Here is an 18,038-nt window from a genome sequence, read left to right as displayed (position 1 = left end):
CCACAAGCTGCATTATTTAACGAGAAAAATTAAATTTCTAACATTATCTATAAAGTTCAAGAAAAATTCGCTGCAGGTATAGCCTACTGTTACCGACAGTAAAACGATCAGTACCCGTGCTTGGCTCGGATAAAGCCGCATGACGTTCTCAATGTGTAGTTTTTGAATACTCCAAAAAGCCACAAAAATAAAGACAAAATGACTAATTAATGTCATCAAAGCCTGAGCACCGATAGTTTGCATGGTTCACTTTCCTTTCTGCATTACCCCTAAAATATAGCATATTTCATGCCTTCTGTCCCCAATTCTATTGCATTTGTAATATTACGTTTTACAAAGCAAACTTTTTACGCGATCTTAGTCCTTATGTGTAACATAAATTTTATAGTTATCATTATAAACGACTAAATTTGCATCGAATAAAAATCCCTTTTTCACCACAAAGTTAGTCGATCACTGCTTCACACTTAGTTTAACTAGGTTAATCTATTTTTGGAATTATTAATTATTCATTAAAATTGACTTTTTAATATACTAATAGACTATCAGACATATTCCTTGTGAAGTGCCATTTATTCAACAACTTTACTTCTATGCCAACGTTTGAAAGCGCTATCCACAAAGAATATTTACGCCATTTCACAATCTTATCGTTTGATGGTAATCTTTAGTCGTTAAGTTGAACATTTCATTCACGGAGATGATTATTTTGATTAAAGAAGTTCATATGCCAAAGCTGAGTCCCAAATCTGATGAGTACTTTTTCGGTAAATGGGACAAGCAGCCTGGCGATTCAGTGAAGACTGGCGACGTCTTGTTTGAAGTTGAAACTGAAAAGGCCATCAGCCAAGTTGAAAGCCAAGAAGATGGCATCTTAAAAGCACAAGAGGTAGCTGCTGGTGAAACCACAAAAGTTGGCGACCTAGTTGCAACTATCGAAGTCGCTTAGGAGGAATTCAAAATGACAGCAAAACAACAAACATCTGCACCAACTAAAGCACCGGCAAAGCCAAGCTGGTTAAAAGTAACGTACGATCAAAAAAAAGTCGATAAGATGACTAGCTTGCTTTCTGGAATGAACCTAAACACGGTTTGCGCGGAAGCTAACTGCCCAAACTTGGGCGAATGTTTCGGCAGCGGATCAGCTTCGTTCATTATCCTAGGGCCCAACTGCACCCGTGCCTGCCGCTTTTGCGACATTCCACATGGGCATCCCAAAGATGTCGACCTGCTAGAACCACTACGAGTTGCCCAAGCGACTAAAAAACTTGGTCTGACCCACGTGGTGGTCACCAGCGTTGACCGGGATGACTTACCAGACTTAGGTGCTGACCAATTCGTCAGAACTATTAACGCCATTAGGGAACTCAATCCCAAGACTTCCATTGAAGTCCTGACACCTGATTTTCAAGGCCGCGAAGACTGCTTGGATAAAGTGATTGCGGCCGGCCCAGATGTCTTTAACCACAACATGGAAACTGTTCGCCGCATCACGCCTAAAGTTCGCAACCGTGCAACTTACGAGACCTCCCTTCACGTTTTAAAGTACGTCAAGGAACACGCGCCTAAAACCATGTACGTCAAGACGGGGATCATGCTTGGCCTTGGCGAAAAGGACGAAGAAGTTTACCAGTTAATGGACGACTTGCGGGCAATCGACGTTGACTTCTTAACAATTGGTCAATATGTCCAACCAGGCCCCAAAAACTACACCCTGCGTGAATGGGTACCGATGAAGCGTTATCAGGAATACTATAAACAAGCAATGAAGCGCGGCTTCAAATTCGTTGCCAGCTCACCACTTGTCCGCAGTTCCTACAAAGCTAAGGAGGAGCTGGAAGCGGTGGAAAACAAATGATTTACTTACCTGTCGACAGCCTAGATGTGCGACACAACTTTGCTTTAGAATACTATTTAATGACTGAAAAGCGCCCCTCTGAACCGGTTTTACTGTTATGGTCTACAACACCGACCGTCATGTTAGGTAAGTATCAAACCGCTGAAAATGAGCTTAATCGCCCCTTTATAGAAGCTAACCACATTGCCGCAGTCAGACGATTGTCGGGTGGCGGTACCATTTATAACGATCAAGGCGGCTGTCAGTTCACTCTGATCACGCCTACTCAAGACACTACCATTGATTTCACTTCGGGTTTGAGTCTAGTCAGTCAAGCACTGAACCGAATCGGCATCAAAACCCAAAATGACAGCCGTAACGACTTAGTGGTTGACGGCCGCAAAGTTTCTGGTAGCGCCCAATACATGACTGACGGCTTCCGTCTGCATCACGGCAGCCTGCTGTTTAATTCAAACCTGAACTGGATGGCACATGTGCTAAAGGTCGATCCGGTAAAACTGAAAGCAAAGCATATCAGCTCTGTCCACCAGCGAACGGTGAACCTGATTGAACAGCAACCTAACTGGACCGCAGCGGAGTTTAAACAGCAACTTGAACACGCGCTGATCGAGATCACCAACGCCAAAACAGATTATTTAACTTCTGCTGAAGAAAGCCGCTTACGGGTAATCGCCGCCGAGCACTTTAGCGAGGCTGCGGTATGGCACAGTGATCACCGCGATTTTGACCACGTCCATAAGCGCTACTTAAAGGGCATTGGCGTAATTGCCGTTGCATTCAGTTTAGATCACCATCAGCGTTTTTCAGCAATCAAGATTTCCGGTGATTTCTTTAGTAATATCAACCTTCAGCGCTTCGAACAGGCTCTGATTGGCAAGACCTATCAGCCCCAAGCGGTCACACCAGTGATTGAACATCAGCTACGGCAAACCCCCATCAAGGGTCTTCAACCGGAACAGTTGACTGAGTTATTATTTTAATATGATTGTGGAATATTTTACTGAAAAAGCAAGATTTGAGGTTAACCATCAAAAGTTGCTGTCAGGTAACTCATTTTAAAAATTACTGACTCAAATTATTCTTAAACCCTAAATACAAATCATTAGATAATACTTAATTAAACAATTAGTTTATAAAAAGGGGAAGTTGATTGTTAAATACCCGACAATCAGCTTCCTTTTTATGCAGCTTTCAATTTGGAGCAAAAAAAGACGCTAGCCATAAATGGCATAGCGTCCTCGCTTGCAATTTTACTTGCCAGCAACGTTAATTCGATTGATCGCCCGCCGAAGTGCAACTTCTGCACGTGCAAGTTCATCTTTATCGTGTGCATCTTGCGCTTTTTTGATCCGAGCTTCAGCCCGTTTCTTAGCGTTTTGAGCACGTTCAACATCGATTTCATCTTGTTTTTCCGCAGAGTCAGCGACAATGGTTGCAACATTGTCAGAGAATTCGATGAAACCGCCATTTACGGCAATTTTATCTTTCTGATCACCGTTGGCTGATTGGATACGTGCTTCATCAAATGCTAACGAAGCAATCACAGGAACGTGGTTGGCCATAATACCGAGTTCACCAAGCTGCGTCTTTACGACTAGCATCTTAACTTGCTCGTTATCATAGACGTTACCATCGGGGGTTACGATACTAACGGTTAAAACTGATTGATCATCAGCCAATTAGAACCCCTCCTTACTTGCTTAAGTTAGCCTGCATCTTCTTGGCGTTTTCAACAACGTCTTCAATTGGGCCACAGTTACGGAAAGCATCTTCTGGAAGATCATCATACTTACCTTCCAAGATTTCCTTAAAGCCTTTAACGGTATCGGAAACCGGAACATACTTACCTGGTAACCCGGTAAATTGTTCAGCAACAGAGAAACTTTGTGACAGGAAGAATTGAATCCGACGAGCACGACCAACAATGGTCTGTTCTTCGTCTGACAATTCATCCATCCCAAGAATTGAGATAATGTCTTGAAGTTCACGGTAACGTTGCAAAACGTGTTGAACTTCCGTGGCCACTTCATAGTGTTCTTGACCAACAACTTGTGGGTCAAGGGCAGTTGAAGTTGAAGCCAACGGGTCAACGGCTGGGTAGATACCTTGTTGCGTCAATGAACGTTCCAGGTTGGTGGTAGCGTCCAAATGGGCGAAAGTCGTTGCTGGAGCAGGGTCGGTATAATCATCGGCAGGAACGTAAACCGCTTGAATAGAAGTGATTGAACCCTTCTTAGTAGAAGTGATCCGTTCTTGTAACTGACCCATTTCGGTAGCCAACGTAGGTTGGTAACCAACGGCTGAAGGAATCCGGCCAAGTAAGGCTGAAACTTCCATCCCGGCTTGAGTAAACCGGAAGATGTTATCAATAAATAACAGCACATCTTGACCCTTAACATCACGGAAGTACTCCGCAATGGTTAAGCCAGTCAAAGCAACCCGCATACGTGCACCAGGTGGCTCGTTCATTTGACCATAGACCATGGCCGTTTTCTCGAGAACACCCGAGCCTTTCATTTCATAGTACATATCGTTACCTTCACGGGTACGTTCACCGACACCTGTGAAGACAGAAATACCGTTATGGCCTTGTGCAATGTTGTGGATTAATTCTTGAATCAGAACGGTTTTACCAACACCGGCACCACCGAACAAACCAATTTTACCACCACGAACATAAGGTGCTAACAAGTCAATAACTTTAATCCCGGTTTCCAGAATTTCTGAAGTAGGATTCAATTCATCGTACTTAGGAGCGTCACGGTGAATTGGTAATCTTTCAGCATCTGGGCCGAATTCGGGACCGCCGTCAATTGGATCCCCGAGGACGTTAAATACTCGACCAAGTGTGTCATCGCCGACTGGAACGGTAATTGAAGAACCAGTGTTTTCAACTTCCATTCCACGACGAAGACCATCAGTACCATCCATGGCAATCGTTCTCATTACACCGTCACCTAATTCAAGGGTAACTTCAGTAACAAGGAAACTGCCATCATCTTTTTTGATGTGAAGCGCAGTATTGATATCTGGGAGTTCGTCATCCAACGGGAATTCAACGTCGACAACTGGTCCGATAACTTGAACAACTTTACCAGAACTCATTATTCGTTAATTCCTCCCGTCATTAATTATTCAATGCCTCTTGCCCACCAGTAATTTCAGTAATTTCAGTCGTAATTGCTGCTTGGCGAGCACGATTATATTGCAATTCAAGGTCAGCAATGAGGTCGTCAGCATTATCTGAAGCCGACTTCATAGCATTAGAACTTGATGCGTGTTCAGACGTCTTAGCATCCAAGATTGCTCCAAAAATGAGGCTTTCTGAATACTGTGGTAGAACAACTTTCAATACTTCCTTTTCAGAAGGTTCCATATCGTAAGTTGCTGTCAGCGGTTGTGCTTGAGTTTCCTCAGCCGCATCGCCACTTAGTGTTTCACTGTCAACTGGCAACATCTTTTCGCCACGGAACCGAGAACTGATTCGGTTAACGAAATGGCTGTAGCAAACATAGAGTTCACTGAAAACGCCACTATCATACATTGAGGTAATCGTTTTGACAATTTCTCTAACTTCGTTAAAAGTCGGCACATCACTGACACCACGATATTCGTAGGCCACGTTTTCACCGCGCTTTTTATAGAAATCAGCACCAGTACCGCCAACTGCAAGAATCATATGTTCATTATCGCCACTGTGGCTCGTAATGAATTCATTGGTCTCACGAAGGACGTTACTGTTATAACTGCCAACCATACCCCTATCAGAAGTAATGACTAAATATGCTGTCTTACTTGACTGCTTGGATTGCGAATCACTCGAGGAACCATCCAATAGATGAGATTTTGCCAGATGCATCACAACAGCTTTGACTTTGCTAACGTAGTCTTGGTAACCTACGGCTGCTTTTTGAATCTGATTCAACTTAGCAGTTGAAATCATCTGCATCGCTGAAGTGATCTGGCGTGTACTCTTTGTTGAAGCAATGCGGTGTTGAACAGCGCTCATTGATTCAGCCATCAGCTCTCACTATCCTTCCTCAAGTTTATTTGTTCGCTACGGTTTCTTTGTCATCATTCGTTGGTTGGAATGTTTTGGCAAATTCAGAAACGGCTGCTTCCATCTTATCGTTGTCTGGCAAATCACCGGTCTTACGGATTGTTTCAAGCAGATCGGCATGTGAGGCATCGAAGAAATCAAAGAGTCCGCTTTGGAACTTGGCGATATCATCCAACTCAACCTTATCAAGATAACCATGGGTTAATGCGTACAAGATCAAGACTTGTTTTTCAACTGGAAGTGGAGAATGCAGCGGTTGCTTCAATACTTCGACAGTACGAGCACCACGGTTCAGCTTAGCCTGGGTAGCTTCATCCAAATCAGAACCAAATTGAGCAAATGATTCCAATTCATGATATGAAGCAAGGTCCAAACGAAGTGTCCCGGCAACTTTCTTCATCGCCTTGATTTGGGCATCACCACCAACCCGGGAAACGGAAGTCCCGGCATCGATAGCTGGCCGAATACCTGAATAGAACGAATCGCTATCCAAGAAAATTTGACCATCGGTGATGGAAATAACGTTGGTTGGAATGTAAGCTGAAATGTCTCCAGCTTTAGTTTCAACGATTGGCATAGCAGTCATTGAACCACCGCCAAGATCATCGCTCAGCTTAGCAGCCCGTTCGAGTAACCGTGAGTGGGTGTAGAAAATATCCCCAGGATAAGCTTCACGACCTGGTGGCCGACGAAGAATCAAGGAAAGTTCACGATAGGCATCGGCTTGTTTTGAAAGATCATCATAGATAATCAAAACGTGCTTGCCGTTAAACATGAACTCTTCACCCATAGCAGCACCGGCATATGGCGCGATGTAGAGTAATGGAGCTGGTTCTGATGGACCGGCAGTAACAACGATCGTGTAGTCCATAGCACCAAACTTACGTAAGGTTTCTACTTGACTACGAACAGTTGATTCCTTTTGACCGATCGCAACGTAAATACAAATCATATCTTGGTCTTTTTGGTTAATGATCGTATCAATACCAACTGTTGTTTTACCAGTTTTACGGTCACCAATGATCAATTCACGTTGACCACGACCAATTGGAACTAAGGAGTCAATGGCTTTCATACCAGTTTGAAGTGGTTGGAAAACTGACTTCCGTTGCATAACGCCTGGTGCTTTTCGTTCGATAGGACGGGTTTTATCAGTTTTGATTTCGCCCTTACCATCAACGGGTTGACCTAATGAGTTAACGACCCGACCGATCATGGCATCTCCAACGGGAACTTCCATGATACGACCAGTACGCTTAACTGTATCGCCTTCAGTGATCTTTGTGAAATCACCAAGGACAACGATACCAACATCGTTACTTTCAAGGTTTTGGACCATGCCATAAACCCCGCTATCGAATTCGAGCAACTCACCAGCCAACGCGTTTTCAAGTCCGTGAGCTCTGGCGATACCATCACCAACATAGGTAACAGTACCAGTTTCTTCAACAGAGATCTCGTCTTGGTAGTTTGCTAATTGTTGTTTGATTAGAGCACTGATTTCCTCAGCTTTAATGCTCATATAGGTTTCACCCCTTTATAAAGATCTCTTATACTAATAATGTTTGACGCAAACGGTGAATTTTCGTCTTAATGGAACCATCAAGGATCGTTCCAGCAGACCGAATAATCACGCCGCCAATAATAGACGTATCAACTTTACTTGTTAAAATGACTTGTTTGGCGCCGACCCGCTTAGCATAACCTGATTTAATAGCATCAAGCTGTGCATCATCAAGGGCGACCGCAGTAGTGACATCGGCATAAACCGTTTGGTTATGTTCATCATACAGTTGTTCGAACTGATCAATGATTTCTACCATTGCATCCATCCGATCGTAATCATAAACCATTTGAACCAAATTATGGATCGTACCTTCAGTACTATCTAATAACGGCTTGACTAAGGCTTCCCGCTTAGCTAGCGCTAAACTACTATCGGTTAATGCACTGCCCAATTGCGGGTTGTCCAGAAAGACTTTACGAAGCTGTTTGAGGTCCCCGTAAGCAGCGTCCAGTTGGTCGTTGCTCGCAAGCAGTTCAAACAGCGCTTTTGAGTAGCGCTTGGCTACCGTTACCTTATCAAGACTCATGTTACTTCCCCAACCCTTCGATATAAGAATCAATCAATGCCTTTTGATCATCAGCGTTTAATTCTTTTTGAATGATCTTGGAAGCAATCTCAATAGATAGGTCAGCCACATCGTTACGTACGCTAGACAATGCATCTTGACGCTCTTGCTCGATGTCCTTCTTAGCGTTGTCCTTCAATGCCTGAGCATCGGTTTGGGCTTGAGCTAAAATACCATCGCGTTGTTGTTGACCTTGCTTCTTAGCAGAATCAACAATTCCTGTAGCTTCTTGACGAGAATTAGCTAGCGCATCTTGACGTTGTTTTGCAAGCTTTGCTGCATCGTCACGCGACTTTTCTGCTGAATCGATATCATTAGAGATCTTGTCAGCACGATCTTGCATCATTTGATTGATTGGCTTCCAAGCAACCAGCTTGATCAACCACATCAATATGATGAAACAAATCGCATAGAAGAGCATATCTCCAATTGCAAGACTACTAGCTACGGCTAAATGTGAAAACATCTATTGACACCTCCTTCTGTTAAAAATTAAATTTAACGTGTTGCAAAACATTACTTGTTCATAACAAGCAAGGCCACAACGAAGGCAATGATAGGCATGGCTTCAACCAACCCAACACCAATGAACATGTTAGTCCGTAATTGACCAGATAATTCTGGTTGGCGTGACATACCTTCTAGCATCTTAGAAATAACGATACCATCACCGACACCACCACCGATAGCTGCACCGGCCATGGCAATACCTGCTGCAATAGCTCCCATAATCTGTAGTTCCTCCTTAAAATGATGTAGACATAATAGATGAATATTGTAAGTCGTTTACTCCTCAACTTCAAGCTTCATTTGAAGACAAATTACTCTTCAATTTCAAGCTTCTTATCGATATAAACGGCTGAAAGTGTTACAAACACGTACGCTTGAATGGCACCAAGGAATGCAGAGAACCCTTGCCATACCAATTCCAGTGGAACTGCCACGATCATCGTCGCAATCCCATGCGAGAAGGCAAGGTTACCGATAATCTTCAGCAACATTTCACCAGAGAAAATCACACCGAAAATACGTAGACCTAACGTCAAGAAGTTCGTGAATTCCTCAAAGATACTAATTGGTAACCAAAAAACGAACGGTTGCAAGTAACCTGAGAAGTGTTTCTTCCAACCAAACTTCATTACACCGGCAAACTGAGCAATCATTAAGGTTGCTAACGAGAATGTCATGGTAACGATTGGATCAGAAGTTGGACTTCTAACAAAGTCCTTCCCACCAACAGCAATTTGCAAGAACAAACCAAGCTGGTTAGAAATGAACAGGAATAGGAACAAGGTGAACCCATAAAGGCCGAAAGCGCCCGTTTCATTTCCAGGGATAGAACCCTTCAAAATTCCGTTTGTAAAATCAATTAACCATTCCAGGACGTTTTGTCCCTTACCTGGCTTCATTGTGATGTGCCGAGAAAGCGCAAATACAAACAAAAAAACGAGTACAAACGCAATTAACCCCGAAAAGATGTTTGCGGCATTAAACGTAAGTCCCCCGAATTGAAAGGTTGCAACTGAAGATGGATCTCCCACAGAGTATCACCTCTTTTCAAACTAGTTAACGTTGGAAGTTCTGAAGAACCTCGTTCATTAATCAACAAGTCAAATTTCAAATCTTCGAACGTAGTATTTTAATGAAAAATCTTCATTACAAATACAAACAAAATAATACCACCGTTCATATGAAAATACAAAGCTATTCGGAAAAATATACGGATAAAAAAAGCCAATTAATCGACCGGTCTAACGCTTACGAGACAGATTCATATTAATTGACTGTTATCATATTTATGCGAATTTACTTCGTTCCAAATAACCGGTCACCAGCATCACCTAAACCAGGAACAATGTACCCATCCTTATTCAGATGATCATCTAGGGCAGCCGTATAAATATCAACGTCTGGGTGCTTCTTACGAAGGGCTTTGACACCTTCCGGAGCAGCAACCAAGCAGACAAACTTAATGTTAGTGGCACCCCGCTTCTTCAAGGCATCAATTGCCATGATAGCAGAACCGCCAGTTGCAAGCATCGGATCAACAACAAAGATTTGCCGCTGGTCAATATCAGCAGGCAGCTTAACGAAGTATTCGTGAGGTTCCAACGTCTTTTCATCACGATACATCCCAATATGGCCAATTTTGGCCGCTGGGATCAACTTCATAATACCGTCGACCATTCCAATCCCGGCACGCAGAATCGGCACGATAGCGACTTTTTTGCCGGCTAACGTCTTAACGGTAGTTTTGGCAATTGGCGTCTCAATTTCAACATCTTTTAACGGCATATCCCGTGCAACATCATACGCCATCAACATGGTGATTTCGTCAACGACCTCACGAAAGACCTTCGTCCCACAATTCTTGTCTCGAATAATTGTCAGTTTATGCTGGATCAATGGGTGATCCATAACCTGAAACTTGCCCATGTTTTTGACACTCCTTTGGTATTTCTTTCAATTGTACCATGCAAAGGAACCCGTGAAGATAAAAAAGTAAAAAGAGTGTAAAGAAATCTGCATCACATTTTAAACTATAAGAATGACTAAAATTTCTCTGATCGCCTATTTTAAAGGTGTTTCCATATGAAAAAACAGCTCGATTATCGGATAGCATACGCCGAATAATTGAACTGCTCTTAACACTTAATCATATTCTGTTTTAGTCGAATTTAATCGGAGCCACGTATTTATCAATTGGATGGGCATCCGTTAACGCACGAACGTCGTGACGAACCTGTTCAAGTACCGCCTCATCATCGTGGTTATCAATTGCGGTAACGATCAGTTCAGCCACCTGCTTAGCATCGTCTTCTTTGAAACCTCTCGTCGTGATGGCAGGAGTCCCTAAACGAACACCAGAGGTCTTAAACGGACTGAGTTTCTCGTTAGGAATTGACTCTTTATTCGTTGTAATCATGACACTATCCAGCAATTCTTGGACTTGCTTACCGTTTAAGTCAGTACCACTAACATCTAACGTCATCAAGTGATTATCAGTACCGCCGGAAACTACCCGAACCTTGTCAGCTTCATTAAACACTTCAGCCATTGCTTGAGCATTTTTAATAATTTGAGCAGCATAATCCTTAAACTCAGGCTGCAGATCTTCAAGGAACGTTACTGCTTTACCTGCAATCACGTGTTCCAAAGGACCGCCTTGAGTGCCCGGAAAGACCGCAGAGTTGATTTGTTTAGCATACTTCTCCTGTGACAGGATCAAACCACCACGAGGCCCACGCAGCGTCTTATGGGTCGTTGTGGTGACCACGTCGGCAATACCGACTGGCGAAGGATGTAAACCAGCGGCCACTAATCCAGCAATATGCGCCATATCCACCATCAGGTAAGCGCCAACTTCATCAGCGATATCACGGAAGGCCTGCCAGTCAATCACCCGGCTGTAAGCAGAAGCACCGGCAACGATCATCTTAGGCTTCACTTTTAAGGCTAAATCACGAATCATATCGTAATCCAGTAGCTCAGTATCAGGGTTCAACCCATAACTGTATGCTTCGTACAGCTTACCGCTAAAGTTGACCTTGGCACCGTGGCTCAAATGACCTCCTGAGTCTAAACCCATCCCTAAAATCGTATCGCCAGGTTTTAAGAAAGCAGCGTAAGTTGCTTGATTTGCCTGAGAGCCTGAGTGCGGTTGAACGTTAGCGTATTCAGCATGAAACAGTTGCTTAGCACGTTCGATAGCCAGGTTTTCAACGATGTCAATGTATTCGTTACCACCGTAGTACCGTTTTGAAGGATAACCTTCTGAGTACTTGTTAGTTAGCACCGAACCCTGGGCTGCACGAACTGCTGGAGACACAATATTCTCAGATGCAATCAGCTCAATATTATGCTGCTGACGATCCTGTTCCTGACTAATAGCTTGCCATAACTTTGGGTCTTGTTCTTGGTAATTCAACACAATCAGCTCCTTGGCATTTAGTATGCCTTAGTTTAACAAATTTAATACTAAAAAGAAAGGGTCTAGACCTTAAAAGGCAAACAAAAATAAACGGTTAAGCAATATTCATCCGTAGGACACGAACTATTGCTTAACCGTTTATTTAATTGTTCATATAAAAGCTGAATTTATTTCGTAAAATGCATGCCACCGGCCGACTTGTCTAACCGGTTCATGTAAGCTGCGCCTAAATCGGTACTGTCAAACCCTTCCGTGAAAATAATCTTCACTTCTGATTCCAAGTCGAAATGGCGTAGACCAGCGAATAACAAGTGCGTGGCACTTTGAATGTCCTTACCTAAAGAATAGGTTTCGACGTTTTCCGGTACCGACAAATGAGATAAAACATCATCAGTTGCCATGACACCAATTGCTTCATTTTGCTTTGAAGCCCATTCCATGGCCGCGTCAAAGTCGGCTGGGTGGTCCACAATTTCCACCTGGGCACTGGGAGCATAATGCTTATACTTCATCCCTGGTGCCTTAGGAGTTTCGTTGGCGCCAACGTGGTGATGGTCAGCTTTCACATCGCCAATAACCTGCTCTAATTCAGCGACTGTCACGGCCCCTGGACGCAAAATAGTTGGTGTGCCGGTAGACATATCGATGATCGTGGACTCTACCCCGACCTGAGTTGGTCCGTCGTCTACAATACCCGCAATCTTGCCGTTTAAGTCATGGTAAACGTGCTTGGCTAACGTTGGACTAGGTTTCCCAGACGTGTTAGCTGAGGGGCCAACAATGGGGATCCCTGCGGTGGCAATCAGTTTCAATGTGACCTGATTCTTAGGCATCCGAAAAGCAGCGGTATCAAGCCCACCAGTAACCGTTTTCGACAAAGTACCCGGCTTAAGCGGCAAAACAATGGTCAGTGAACCCGGCCAGAACTTAGCCATCAGCTGTTTTACTTGATCCGATAACGGCTGAGCGTAATGTTCCACCATTTTGATTGAAGAAACGGTGACGATCAGAGGGTTGTCACTAGGACGGCCCTTAGCTTTGTAAACGTTGCTGGCAGCCTGTTCGTTTGTTGCGTCCGCTCCTAAGCCATAAACCGTTTCGGTTGGAAAGGCAACCAGCTCACCTTGTTTAAGCAATTGTGCTGCTGCTTCAACTTCATCTGGTTTAAAAATTTTAGTTTCCATACATATTACTCCTATTCTTGTTAAAGAATGATAGCTCTAATTAAACGTGATCCGAACCATCCGATCATGGCCGGCCATATCCTGACGGACAGTCACTGAAGCACTGGGAAAGCGTGTCTTGAAAATCCGTTTGACGGTTGATCCTTGCTGAAAACCAATTTCAAGAAACACCTGCTTAGTTTTCACCACGCCCTGTTTAAGCTGATCAGCTAAACGTTCATAGATAGCTAGACCATCGTGATCCGCAAACAGTGCTATTTTCGGTTCGGAAGCTAATACATCAGCATCCATTTCAGCTTCTTCTCCATGTGAAATATAGGGCGGATTACTGACAATTAAGTCAAACTGAGAACCAGCAACCGGCGTCAGCAAGTCTCCTTGAACCGTGACGACAGAAGCATTCAGCCGGTTAGCGTTCTCCTGAGCTACTTTCAGTGCCGCACCAGATAAATCAGAAAGTGTGACCTGCCAGTTAGGACGCTGCTTCTTCAGCGTAACGCCAATGGCACCGCTGCCCGTACCAACATCCAAAACTGACAATGTCAACTGCGGGTTGGCGGTTAAAATCCACTCTACCAGTTCTTCGGTTTCCTGCCGGGGAATCAGCACGTTTTTGTTCACCACGAACTGTTCACCGTAAAACGGTGCCGTCCCAATAATATACTGGGGCGGGGTGCCAGCTACATACTGGTTGATTGCCTCGATATAGCGTTGATCCAACGCAGCGGGAATCGGCTTTCGGTAATTAATTAACAGGTGCGTCTGGTCTAAATGACTCAGTGCCTGCAGTAGATAAGAGGCTGCCGATTCGTCTAACTGTTCTTTTTGAACAAACAAAGAAGCCCATTTGAGGGCTTCATAGTAAGTACGATTAGCCATTAAGCTGCTCCATCTTTTGCGTTTGATCATACAAAATCAAAGCATCAATGATATCATCCAAATCACCATTCATAATTTTATCCAGCTTGTTCAGGGTCAGACCGATTCGGTGATCGGTAACCCGGTTTTGAGGATAGTTATAAGTTCGAATCCGTTCCGAACGATCCCCCGTCCCAACAGCTGACTTCCGCTTTTCATCGTAGGCACTTTCTTCTTGCTCGTGGTAGTAGTTATAAACCCGGGCACGTAAAATTTTCATGGCCTTAGCACGGTTTTGCTGCTGTGAACGTTCATCCTGCATGGCAACCACGATACCGGTTGGCAAGTGGGTCATCCGAACAGCAGAACTGGTTTTGTTGATATGCTGACCACCAGCCCCAGAAGAACGGTAAACATCGGTTCGAATATCCTTTGGATCAATATCAATATCAACGTCTTCCGCTTCAGGCATGACCCCAACAGTCGCCGTAGAAGTGTGCAGACGACCTGCAGATTCAGTAACTGGCACCCGTTGAACCCGGTGGGCACCGCTCTCGTATTTCAGCTTAGAATAAACTTTGTCACCGCTGATCAGCATAACGATTTCCTTAAAGCCGCCAACTTCAGTTTCGTTTTTGTCGACAACTTCAACCTTCCAGCCCTGCTTTTCAGCGTAACGGGAATACATATCAAAAAGGTCGGCCGCAAACAAACTAGCTTCATCACCGCCAGCAGCCCCGTGGATCTCCATCACGATGTTTTTATCATCGTTAGGATCCTTCGGGAGCAGCAAAATTCGAATCTGATCTTCCAGTTTTTCTTTTTGCGTTTCTAAGTCTTTTAACTCGTCTTTAACCATACTGCTCATGTCATCGTCAAGCTTTTCGCGAAGCATCTCATTATCTTCGTCGATCTGGCTGGTGACTTTTTGGTACTTCCGGTAAGCTTCCACCGTTTCTCTAAGGTCAGCTTCTTCCTTAGATAATTCCATAAATCGCCGGGTATCGGCGATTATTTCCGGATCACTGATTAATTCGTTAAGTTCATCATAACGATCGACCAGCGTTTGTAATCTATCGAACATTTCGTCCATGTTAACTCTCCTATTCTTCGCCTAATATATCCATTGGTGGATTATAGTAGTGTTTTCTGCAGACGGGGTAATATGACTCGTTACCGCCGATTTGAATCTGTTCACCCTCGTAAACCGGTTTATTATCGTGAAAACGGAGGTTCATCGTGGCTTTTTTAGCGCAAAACCAGCAAATCGTTTTCATTTCTTCAAGCTTGTCCGCGTACAGTAACAGGTATTTTGACCCTTCAAACAGCTCGTTTCGGAAATCGTTTTTTAACCCAAAGGCCATCACGGGAATTTTTAATTCATCCACGATCTTAGCCAGCTCAAACACGTGAGCCTTGGTCAAAAATTGAGCTTCATCGATCAATACACAATTAGCTTTGGGGTTGATCTTCTCAACCATCTTAAAGATATCATCATCATGAAAAACGGGTATTGCTTCGCGCTTCAAACCAATCCGGCTTGAAACGATGCCGACACCATCGCGACTATCTTTGCCACTGGTCATAATAATAACCGGTTTATTTTGTTCCTCGTAGTTGTGTGCTACCTTTAAAATCTCAATGGTTTTACCACTGTTCATTGCCCCGTACTTAAAAAATAACTGTGCCAATAGTCTCAGTCTCCACTCTTCGCAAATTTCTCATCTATTATAGCGGATTTAGGACTAAAATTCACCCTTTGCCGAACGATATTCAGTGGTGAAATCGTTTTTTTGATTAAATCAGCGCTGGTTCACCGCTTATTTAGTTGAAACATGGTAAAATAAATGCTTAGTGAAATCGAAAATAATAGTTCCCGCTGTCACTCAGCCGAGTAACGCGGGACAAGGAGCGAAAACAATGACCTTACGAAGTACCGTAGCTGCCTTTGCGGGCAGATCCTCATACTGGTTTCTGCATACGTTTTTAAAGGGCGGCAGTTCACTGCCAGGCAAAATTACAACTAAAATTGATCCGGAGATTCTCAAACACCTGGGTCAAAACTACGATGTCATTGTCATTACCGGTACCAATGGTAAGACTTTGACCACTGCCTTAACCGTGCGGGTCTTAAAACAAAAATACACTAACATCTTAACCAACCCCACCGGATCAAACATGGAACAGGGAATCGTCACCACTTTTCTTCGTGCTCCCAAAGTTAAGGGCGCTCGGCCAATCGCCGTACTGGAAGTGGACGAAGCTAACGTGATCAAGGTAACTAAATATATCAAGCCTAAGGCGTTTGTCTTCACAAATATCTTCCGGGACCAAATGGACCGTTACGGTGAAATTTACACCACCTACCAAAAAATCATCGATGGCGTTGCTTTAGCACCTGAAGCAACCATTATTGCCAACGGTGACGCCCCCATTTTCCACTCAAAGAACCTGCCCAACCCGATCATTTATTACGGCTTTAAGCAGGCAGAAGAAAACGACATTAAGGCAAAGCCGAATACTGATGGCGTATTGTGCCCGAACTGTCAGCATATTCTGCACTACAGATATTTGACCTACAGTAACTTGGGCAAGTACTTCTGCCCGAACTGCGGTTACTCACGGCCAGAACTTAAATACACTGTCACCGAAGTTACCGACCTGACACCAACCAGTTCACAATTCGAAGTTGACGGTCACTCGATGAAAATTGAAATTGGCGGGTTATACAACATTTATAATGCTTTAGCTGCTTACGCGGTGGGCCGCTTCTTAGGCGTGACACCAGAACAGATCGATAAAGCGTTTAGCGAAGATAAAAAAGTCTTCGGCCGTCAGGAAGTCATCAATTTAGATGGCAAGCAAGTGACCTTGATCTTGGTCAAAAATCCGGTTGGTCTTAACCAAGTCCTGGATATGATTGCAACGGATAAAAAGCCCTTTTCGTTCGTGGGTCTGCTGAATGCCAACTACGCGGACGGCATCGATACCAGCTGGATCTGGGACGGTAACTTTGAAAAGCTGCCCAGTTTGAACATTCCCGCTTATATTACCGGTGGTGAGCGCTACAAGGACATCACCTTCCGCCTAAAAGTGGCCGGCGTCCCCGATGACAAACACGCAGTTGTACCGGAACTGAAAGATGTCGTGGAAAAGATTAAGACTTTACCAACCGAGCACGTTTATGTTTTGGCAACCTACACGGCTGTGTTACAATTACGGAAATTATTAGCCGATCAGGGCTATATCAAGGAGGGTATGGGAGCATGACCTACGAATTAAACGTGGCTCACCTTTACGGCGACCTGATGAATACTTACGGTGACGTTGGTAATATCCTAGCGTTAAACTACTATGCAAAACAGATGGACGTTAAATTAAACGTGGAAGTCGTGAGCCTTGACCAAGACTTCGACGCTGATAAATACGACATGGCCTTTTTCGGTGGCGGTCAAGACTTTGAACAAGTCATTGTTTCAAAGGATATCCAAACCAAAAAGCAGGCACTTACCGATTTCATTGAAGATGGCGGTCCAGTGCTGGCCATTTGCGGCGGTTTTCAACTGTTAGGCCACTACTACGTGGATGCCAAGGGCGATAAGATCCCCGGTATTGGCGCTCTTGATCATTACACCTTATCGCAGGACAATCACCGTTTCATTGGCGATATCGTGATCAAAAACGAAGAAACCGGTGAAACCTACCACGGTTTTGAAAATCATCAGGGCCGCACTTTTCTCGGCAAGAACGAACGCCCATTGGGTAACGTGATCGAAGGCAAGGGTAATAACGGTGAAGATGGTACTGAAGGCGCCATTTACAAAAACGTTTTCTGCTCCTACTTTCACGGCCCAATTTTGACCAGAAATGGCAACCTCGCTAAGCGGCTGTTAGTGGCTGCACTAAAACGCAGCTATCCGGATGCTGATTTAACACAGCAAGAAGCATTACCGATTGCAGCTACTTTTTAATCATGACTAAATTAAAGAAGCACCATGATTTATCAGTTGAACTG

General features: G+C 44.0%; 20 protein-coding genes. 5 read left to right on the top strand and 15 right to left on the bottom strand.

What is annotated here, in order from left to right:
• Positions 1 to 12: 12 nt before the first annotated feature.
• Entirely contained in the window at positions 13 to 243 is a 231-nt protein-coding gene (locus tag JUE95_RS05395; protein WP_089089265.1) for a DUF1146 family protein, read from the bottom strand.
• A 457-nt stretch (positions 244 to 700) separates the two neighbouring features.
• Here JUE95_RS05395 and JUE95_RS05390 point away from each other — a divergent pair, with 457 nt between their 5' ends.
• From JUE95_RS05390 to JUE95_RS05380, 3 genes are read left to right on the top strand one after another with little or no spacing between them, the layout of a single operon-like run.
• Positions 701 to 949, top strand: a complete 249-nt coding sequence (locus JUE95_RS05390) for a lipoyl domain-containing protein (protein WP_235995207.1) — start codon at positions 701 to 703, stop codon at positions 947 to 949.
• 12 nt (positions 950 to 961) lie between these two features.
• The gene (lipA, locus tag JUE95_RS05385) at positions 962 to 1,858 is read left to right on the top strand and encodes a lipoyl synthase (RefSeq protein WP_203649754.1); all 897 of its coding nucleotides are present in this window, start codon (positions 962 to 964) and stop codon (positions 1,856 to 1,858) included.
• Complete coding sequence (locus JUE95_RS05380) at positions 1,855 to 2,838, top strand: lipoate--protein ligase (RefSeq protein ID WP_203649752.1); 984 nt, start codon at positions 1,855 to 1,857, stop codon at positions 2,836 to 2,838. The genes lipA and JUE95_RS05380 overlap by 4 nt, the downstream gene beginning before the upstream one ends.
• A gap of 270 nt (positions 2,839 to 3,108) precedes the next feature.
• Here the strand turns inward: JUE95_RS05380 and JUE95_RS05375 are convergent, their stop codons facing one another.
• The 14 genes from JUE95_RS05375 to JUE95_RS05310 all read right to left on the bottom strand — a co-directional run bounded on the left by JUE95_RS05375 (position 3,109) and on the right by JUE95_RS05310 (position 15,714).
• A complete protein-coding gene (locus JUE95_RS05375) occupies positions 3,109 to 3,537 on the bottom strand; it encodes a F0F1 ATP synthase subunit epsilon (protein WP_203649750.1) in 429 nt (142 codons plus the stop codon).
• 13 nt (positions 3,538 to 3,550) lie between these two features.
• Entirely contained in the window at positions 3,551 to 4,963 is a 1,413-nt protein-coding gene (atpD, locus tag JUE95_RS05370; RefSeq protein WP_203649749.1) for a F0F1 ATP synthase subunit beta, read from the bottom strand.
• Positions 4,964 to 4,985: 22 nt separating this feature from the next.
• Complete coding sequence (locus JUE95_RS05365) at positions 4,986 to 5,879, bottom strand: F0F1 ATP synthase subunit gamma (protein WP_203649747.1); 894 nt, start codon at positions 5,877 to 5,879, stop codon at positions 4,986 to 4,988.
• A 25-nt stretch (positions 5,880 to 5,904) separates the two neighbouring features.
• Positions 5,905 to 7,440: a F0F1 ATP synthase subunit alpha gene (atpA, locus tag JUE95_RS05360; protein ID WP_203649745.1), complete on the bottom strand. Its 1,536-nt coding sequence runs from the start codon at positions 7,438 to 7,440 to the stop codon at positions 5,905 to 5,907.
• A 28-nt stretch (positions 7,441 to 7,468) separates the two neighbouring features.
• On the bottom strand, positions 7,469 to 8,011 hold the full coding sequence (gene atpH, locus JUE95_RS05355; RefSeq protein WP_203649743.1) for an ATP synthase F1 subunit delta: 543 nt from the start codon (positions 8,009 to 8,011) through the stop codon (positions 7,469 to 7,471).
• Position 8,012: 1 nt separating this feature from the next.
• Complete coding sequence (atpF, locus tag JUE95_RS05350) at positions 8,013 to 8,516, bottom strand: F0F1 ATP synthase subunit B (protein ID WP_098825986.1); 504 nt, start codon at positions 8,514 to 8,516, stop codon at positions 8,013 to 8,015.
• Positions 8,517 to 8,566: 50 nt separating this feature from the next.
• Entirely contained in the window at positions 8,567 to 8,779 is a 213-nt protein-coding gene (gene atpE / locus JUE95_RS05345) for a F0F1 ATP synthase subunit C (RefSeq protein ID WP_089088992.1), read from the bottom strand.
• Positions 8,780 to 8,871: 92 nt separating this feature from the next.
• Positions 8,872 to 9,591, bottom strand: coding sequence for a F0F1 ATP synthase subunit A (atpB, locus tag JUE95_RS05340; protein ID WP_203649741.1), 720 nt, complete (start codon positions 9,589 to 9,591; stop codon positions 8,872 to 8,874).
• 265 nt (positions 9,592 to 9,856) lie between these two features.
• Positions 9,857 to 10,486 carry a uracil phosphoribosyltransferase gene (gene upp, locus JUE95_RS05335; protein ID WP_203649740.1) on the bottom strand — a complete coding sequence of 210 codons (630 nt, stop codon included), beginning with the start codon at positions 10,484 to 10,486 and terminating at the stop codon, positions 9,857 to 9,859.
• Positions 10,487 to 10,718: 232 nt separating this feature from the next.
• On the bottom strand, positions 10,719 to 11,978 hold the full coding sequence (gene glyA / locus JUE95_RS05330; RefSeq protein WP_268920904.1) for a serine hydroxymethyltransferase: 1,260 nt from the start codon (positions 11,976 to 11,978) through the stop codon (positions 10,719 to 10,721).
• A 170-nt stretch (positions 11,979 to 12,148) separates the two neighbouring features.
• Positions 12,149 to 13,165, bottom strand: coding sequence for an L-threonylcarbamoyladenylate synthase (locus JUE95_RS05325; protein ID WP_203649737.1), 1,017 nt, complete (start codon positions 13,163 to 13,165; stop codon positions 12,149 to 12,151).
• A gap of 36 nt (positions 13,166 to 13,201) precedes the next feature.
• Entirely contained in the window at positions 13,202 to 14,044 is an 843-nt protein-coding gene (gene prmC, locus JUE95_RS05320) for a peptide chain release factor N(5)-glutamine methyltransferase (RefSeq protein ID WP_203649735.1), read from the bottom strand.
• Entirely contained in the window at positions 14,037 to 15,116 is a 1,080-nt protein-coding gene (gene prfA, locus JUE95_RS05315) for a peptide chain release factor 1 (protein WP_203649733.1), read from the bottom strand. The genes prmC and prfA overlap by 8 nt, the downstream gene beginning before the upstream one ends.
• Positions 15,117 to 15,126: 10 nt before the next feature.
• Positions 15,127 to 15,714 carry a thymidine kinase gene (locus JUE95_RS05310; protein WP_203649731.1) on the bottom strand — a complete coding sequence of 196 codons (588 nt, stop codon included), beginning with the start codon at positions 15,712 to 15,714 and terminating at the stop codon, positions 15,127 to 15,129.
• A gap of 229 nt (positions 15,715 to 15,943) precedes the next feature.
• Between JUE95_RS05310 and JUE95_RS05305 the strand changes: the two genes are divergently transcribed.
• Positions 15,944 to 17,293 carry a Mur ligase family protein gene (locus JUE95_RS05305; RefSeq protein WP_203649729.1) on the top strand — a complete coding sequence of 450 codons (1,350 nt, stop codon included), beginning with the start codon at positions 15,944 to 15,946 and terminating at the stop codon, positions 17,291 to 17,293.
• Entirely contained in the window at positions 17,290 to 17,994 is a 705-nt protein-coding gene (locus JUE95_RS05300; protein ID WP_203649727.1) for a type 1 glutamine amidotransferase, read from the top strand. Before JUE95_RS05305 ends, JUE95_RS05300 begins: the two co-directional genes overlap by 4 nt.
• The last annotated feature ends 44 nt before the right edge of the window (positions 17,995 to 18,038 follow it).

Source organism: Secundilactobacillus yichangensis, from assembly GCF_016861565.1.
In the GTDB taxonomy this organism is placed as follows: Bacteria; Bacillota; Bacilli; order Lactobacillales; family Lactobacillaceae; genus Secundilactobacillus; species Secundilactobacillus yichangensis.
Note: the sequence above shows the minus strand (reverse complement) of the source record. Positions and strands in the feature narration are given on the sequence as shown.

What these genes read in the sequence shown, in the direction of transcription:
- JUE95_RS05395 (WP_089089265.1), bottom strand. Translation starts at nt 243, where the DNA reads ATGCAAACTATCGGTGCTCAGGCTTTGATGACATTAATTAGTCATTTT.
- JUE95_RS05390 (WP_235995207.1), top strand. Translation starts at nt 701, where the DNA reads ATGATTATTTTGATTAAAGAAGTTCATATGCCAAAGCTGAGTCCCAAA.
- lipA (WP_203649754.1), top strand. Translation starts at nt 962, where the DNA reads ATGACAGCAAAACAACAAACATCTGCACCAACTAAAGCACCGGCAAAG.
- JUE95_RS05380 (WP_203649752.1), top strand. Translation starts at nt 1,855, where the DNA reads ATGATTTACTTACCTGTCGACAGCCTAGATGTGCGACACAACTTTGCT.
- atpD (WP_203649749.1), bottom strand. Translation starts at nt 4,963, where the DNA reads ATGAGTTCTGGTAAAGTTGTTCAAGTTATCGGACCAGTTGTCGACGTT.
- JUE95_RS05365 (WP_203649747.1), bottom strand. Translation starts at nt 5,879, where the DNA reads ATGGCTGAATCAATGAGCGCTGTTCAACACCGCATTGCTTCAACAAAG.
- atpA (WP_203649745.1), bottom strand. Translation starts at nt 7,440, where the DNA reads ATGAGCATTAAAGCTGAGGAAATCAGTGCTCTAATCAAACAACAATTA.
- atpH (WP_203649743.1), bottom strand. Translation starts at nt 8,011, where the DNA reads ATGAGTCTTGATAAGGTAACGGTAGCCAAGCGCTACTCAAAAGCGCTG.
- atpF (WP_098825986.1), bottom strand. Translation starts at nt 8,516, where the DNA reads ATGTTTTCACATTTAGCCGTAGCTAGTAGTCTTGCAATTGGAGATATG.
- atpE (WP_089088992.1), bottom strand. Translation starts at nt 8,779, where the DNA reads ATGGGAGCTATTGCAGCAGGTATTGCCATGGCCGGTGCAGCTATCGGT.
- upp (WP_203649740.1), bottom strand. Translation starts at nt 10,486, where the DNA reads ATGGGCAAGTTTCAGGTTATGGATCACCCATTGATCCAGCATAAACTG.
- JUE95_RS05325 (WP_203649737.1), bottom strand. Translation starts at nt 13,165, where the DNA reads ATGGAAACTAAAATTTTTAAACCAGATGAAGTTGAAGCAGCAGCACAA.
- prmC (WP_203649735.1), bottom strand. Translation starts at nt 14,044, where the DNA reads ATGGCTAATCGTACTTACTATGAAGCCCTCAAATGGGCTTCTTTGTTT.
- prfA (WP_203649733.1), bottom strand. Translation starts at nt 15,116, where the DNA reads ATGGACGAAATGTTCGATAGATTACAAACGCTGGTCGATCGTTATGAT.
- JUE95_RS05305 (WP_203649729.1), top strand. Translation starts at nt 15,944, where the DNA reads ATGACCTTACGAAGTACCGTAGCTGCCTTTGCGGGCAGATCCTCATAC.
- JUE95_RS05300 (WP_203649727.1), top strand. Translation starts at nt 17,290, where the DNA reads ATGACCTACGAATTAAACGTGGCTCACCTTTACGGCGACCTGATGAAT.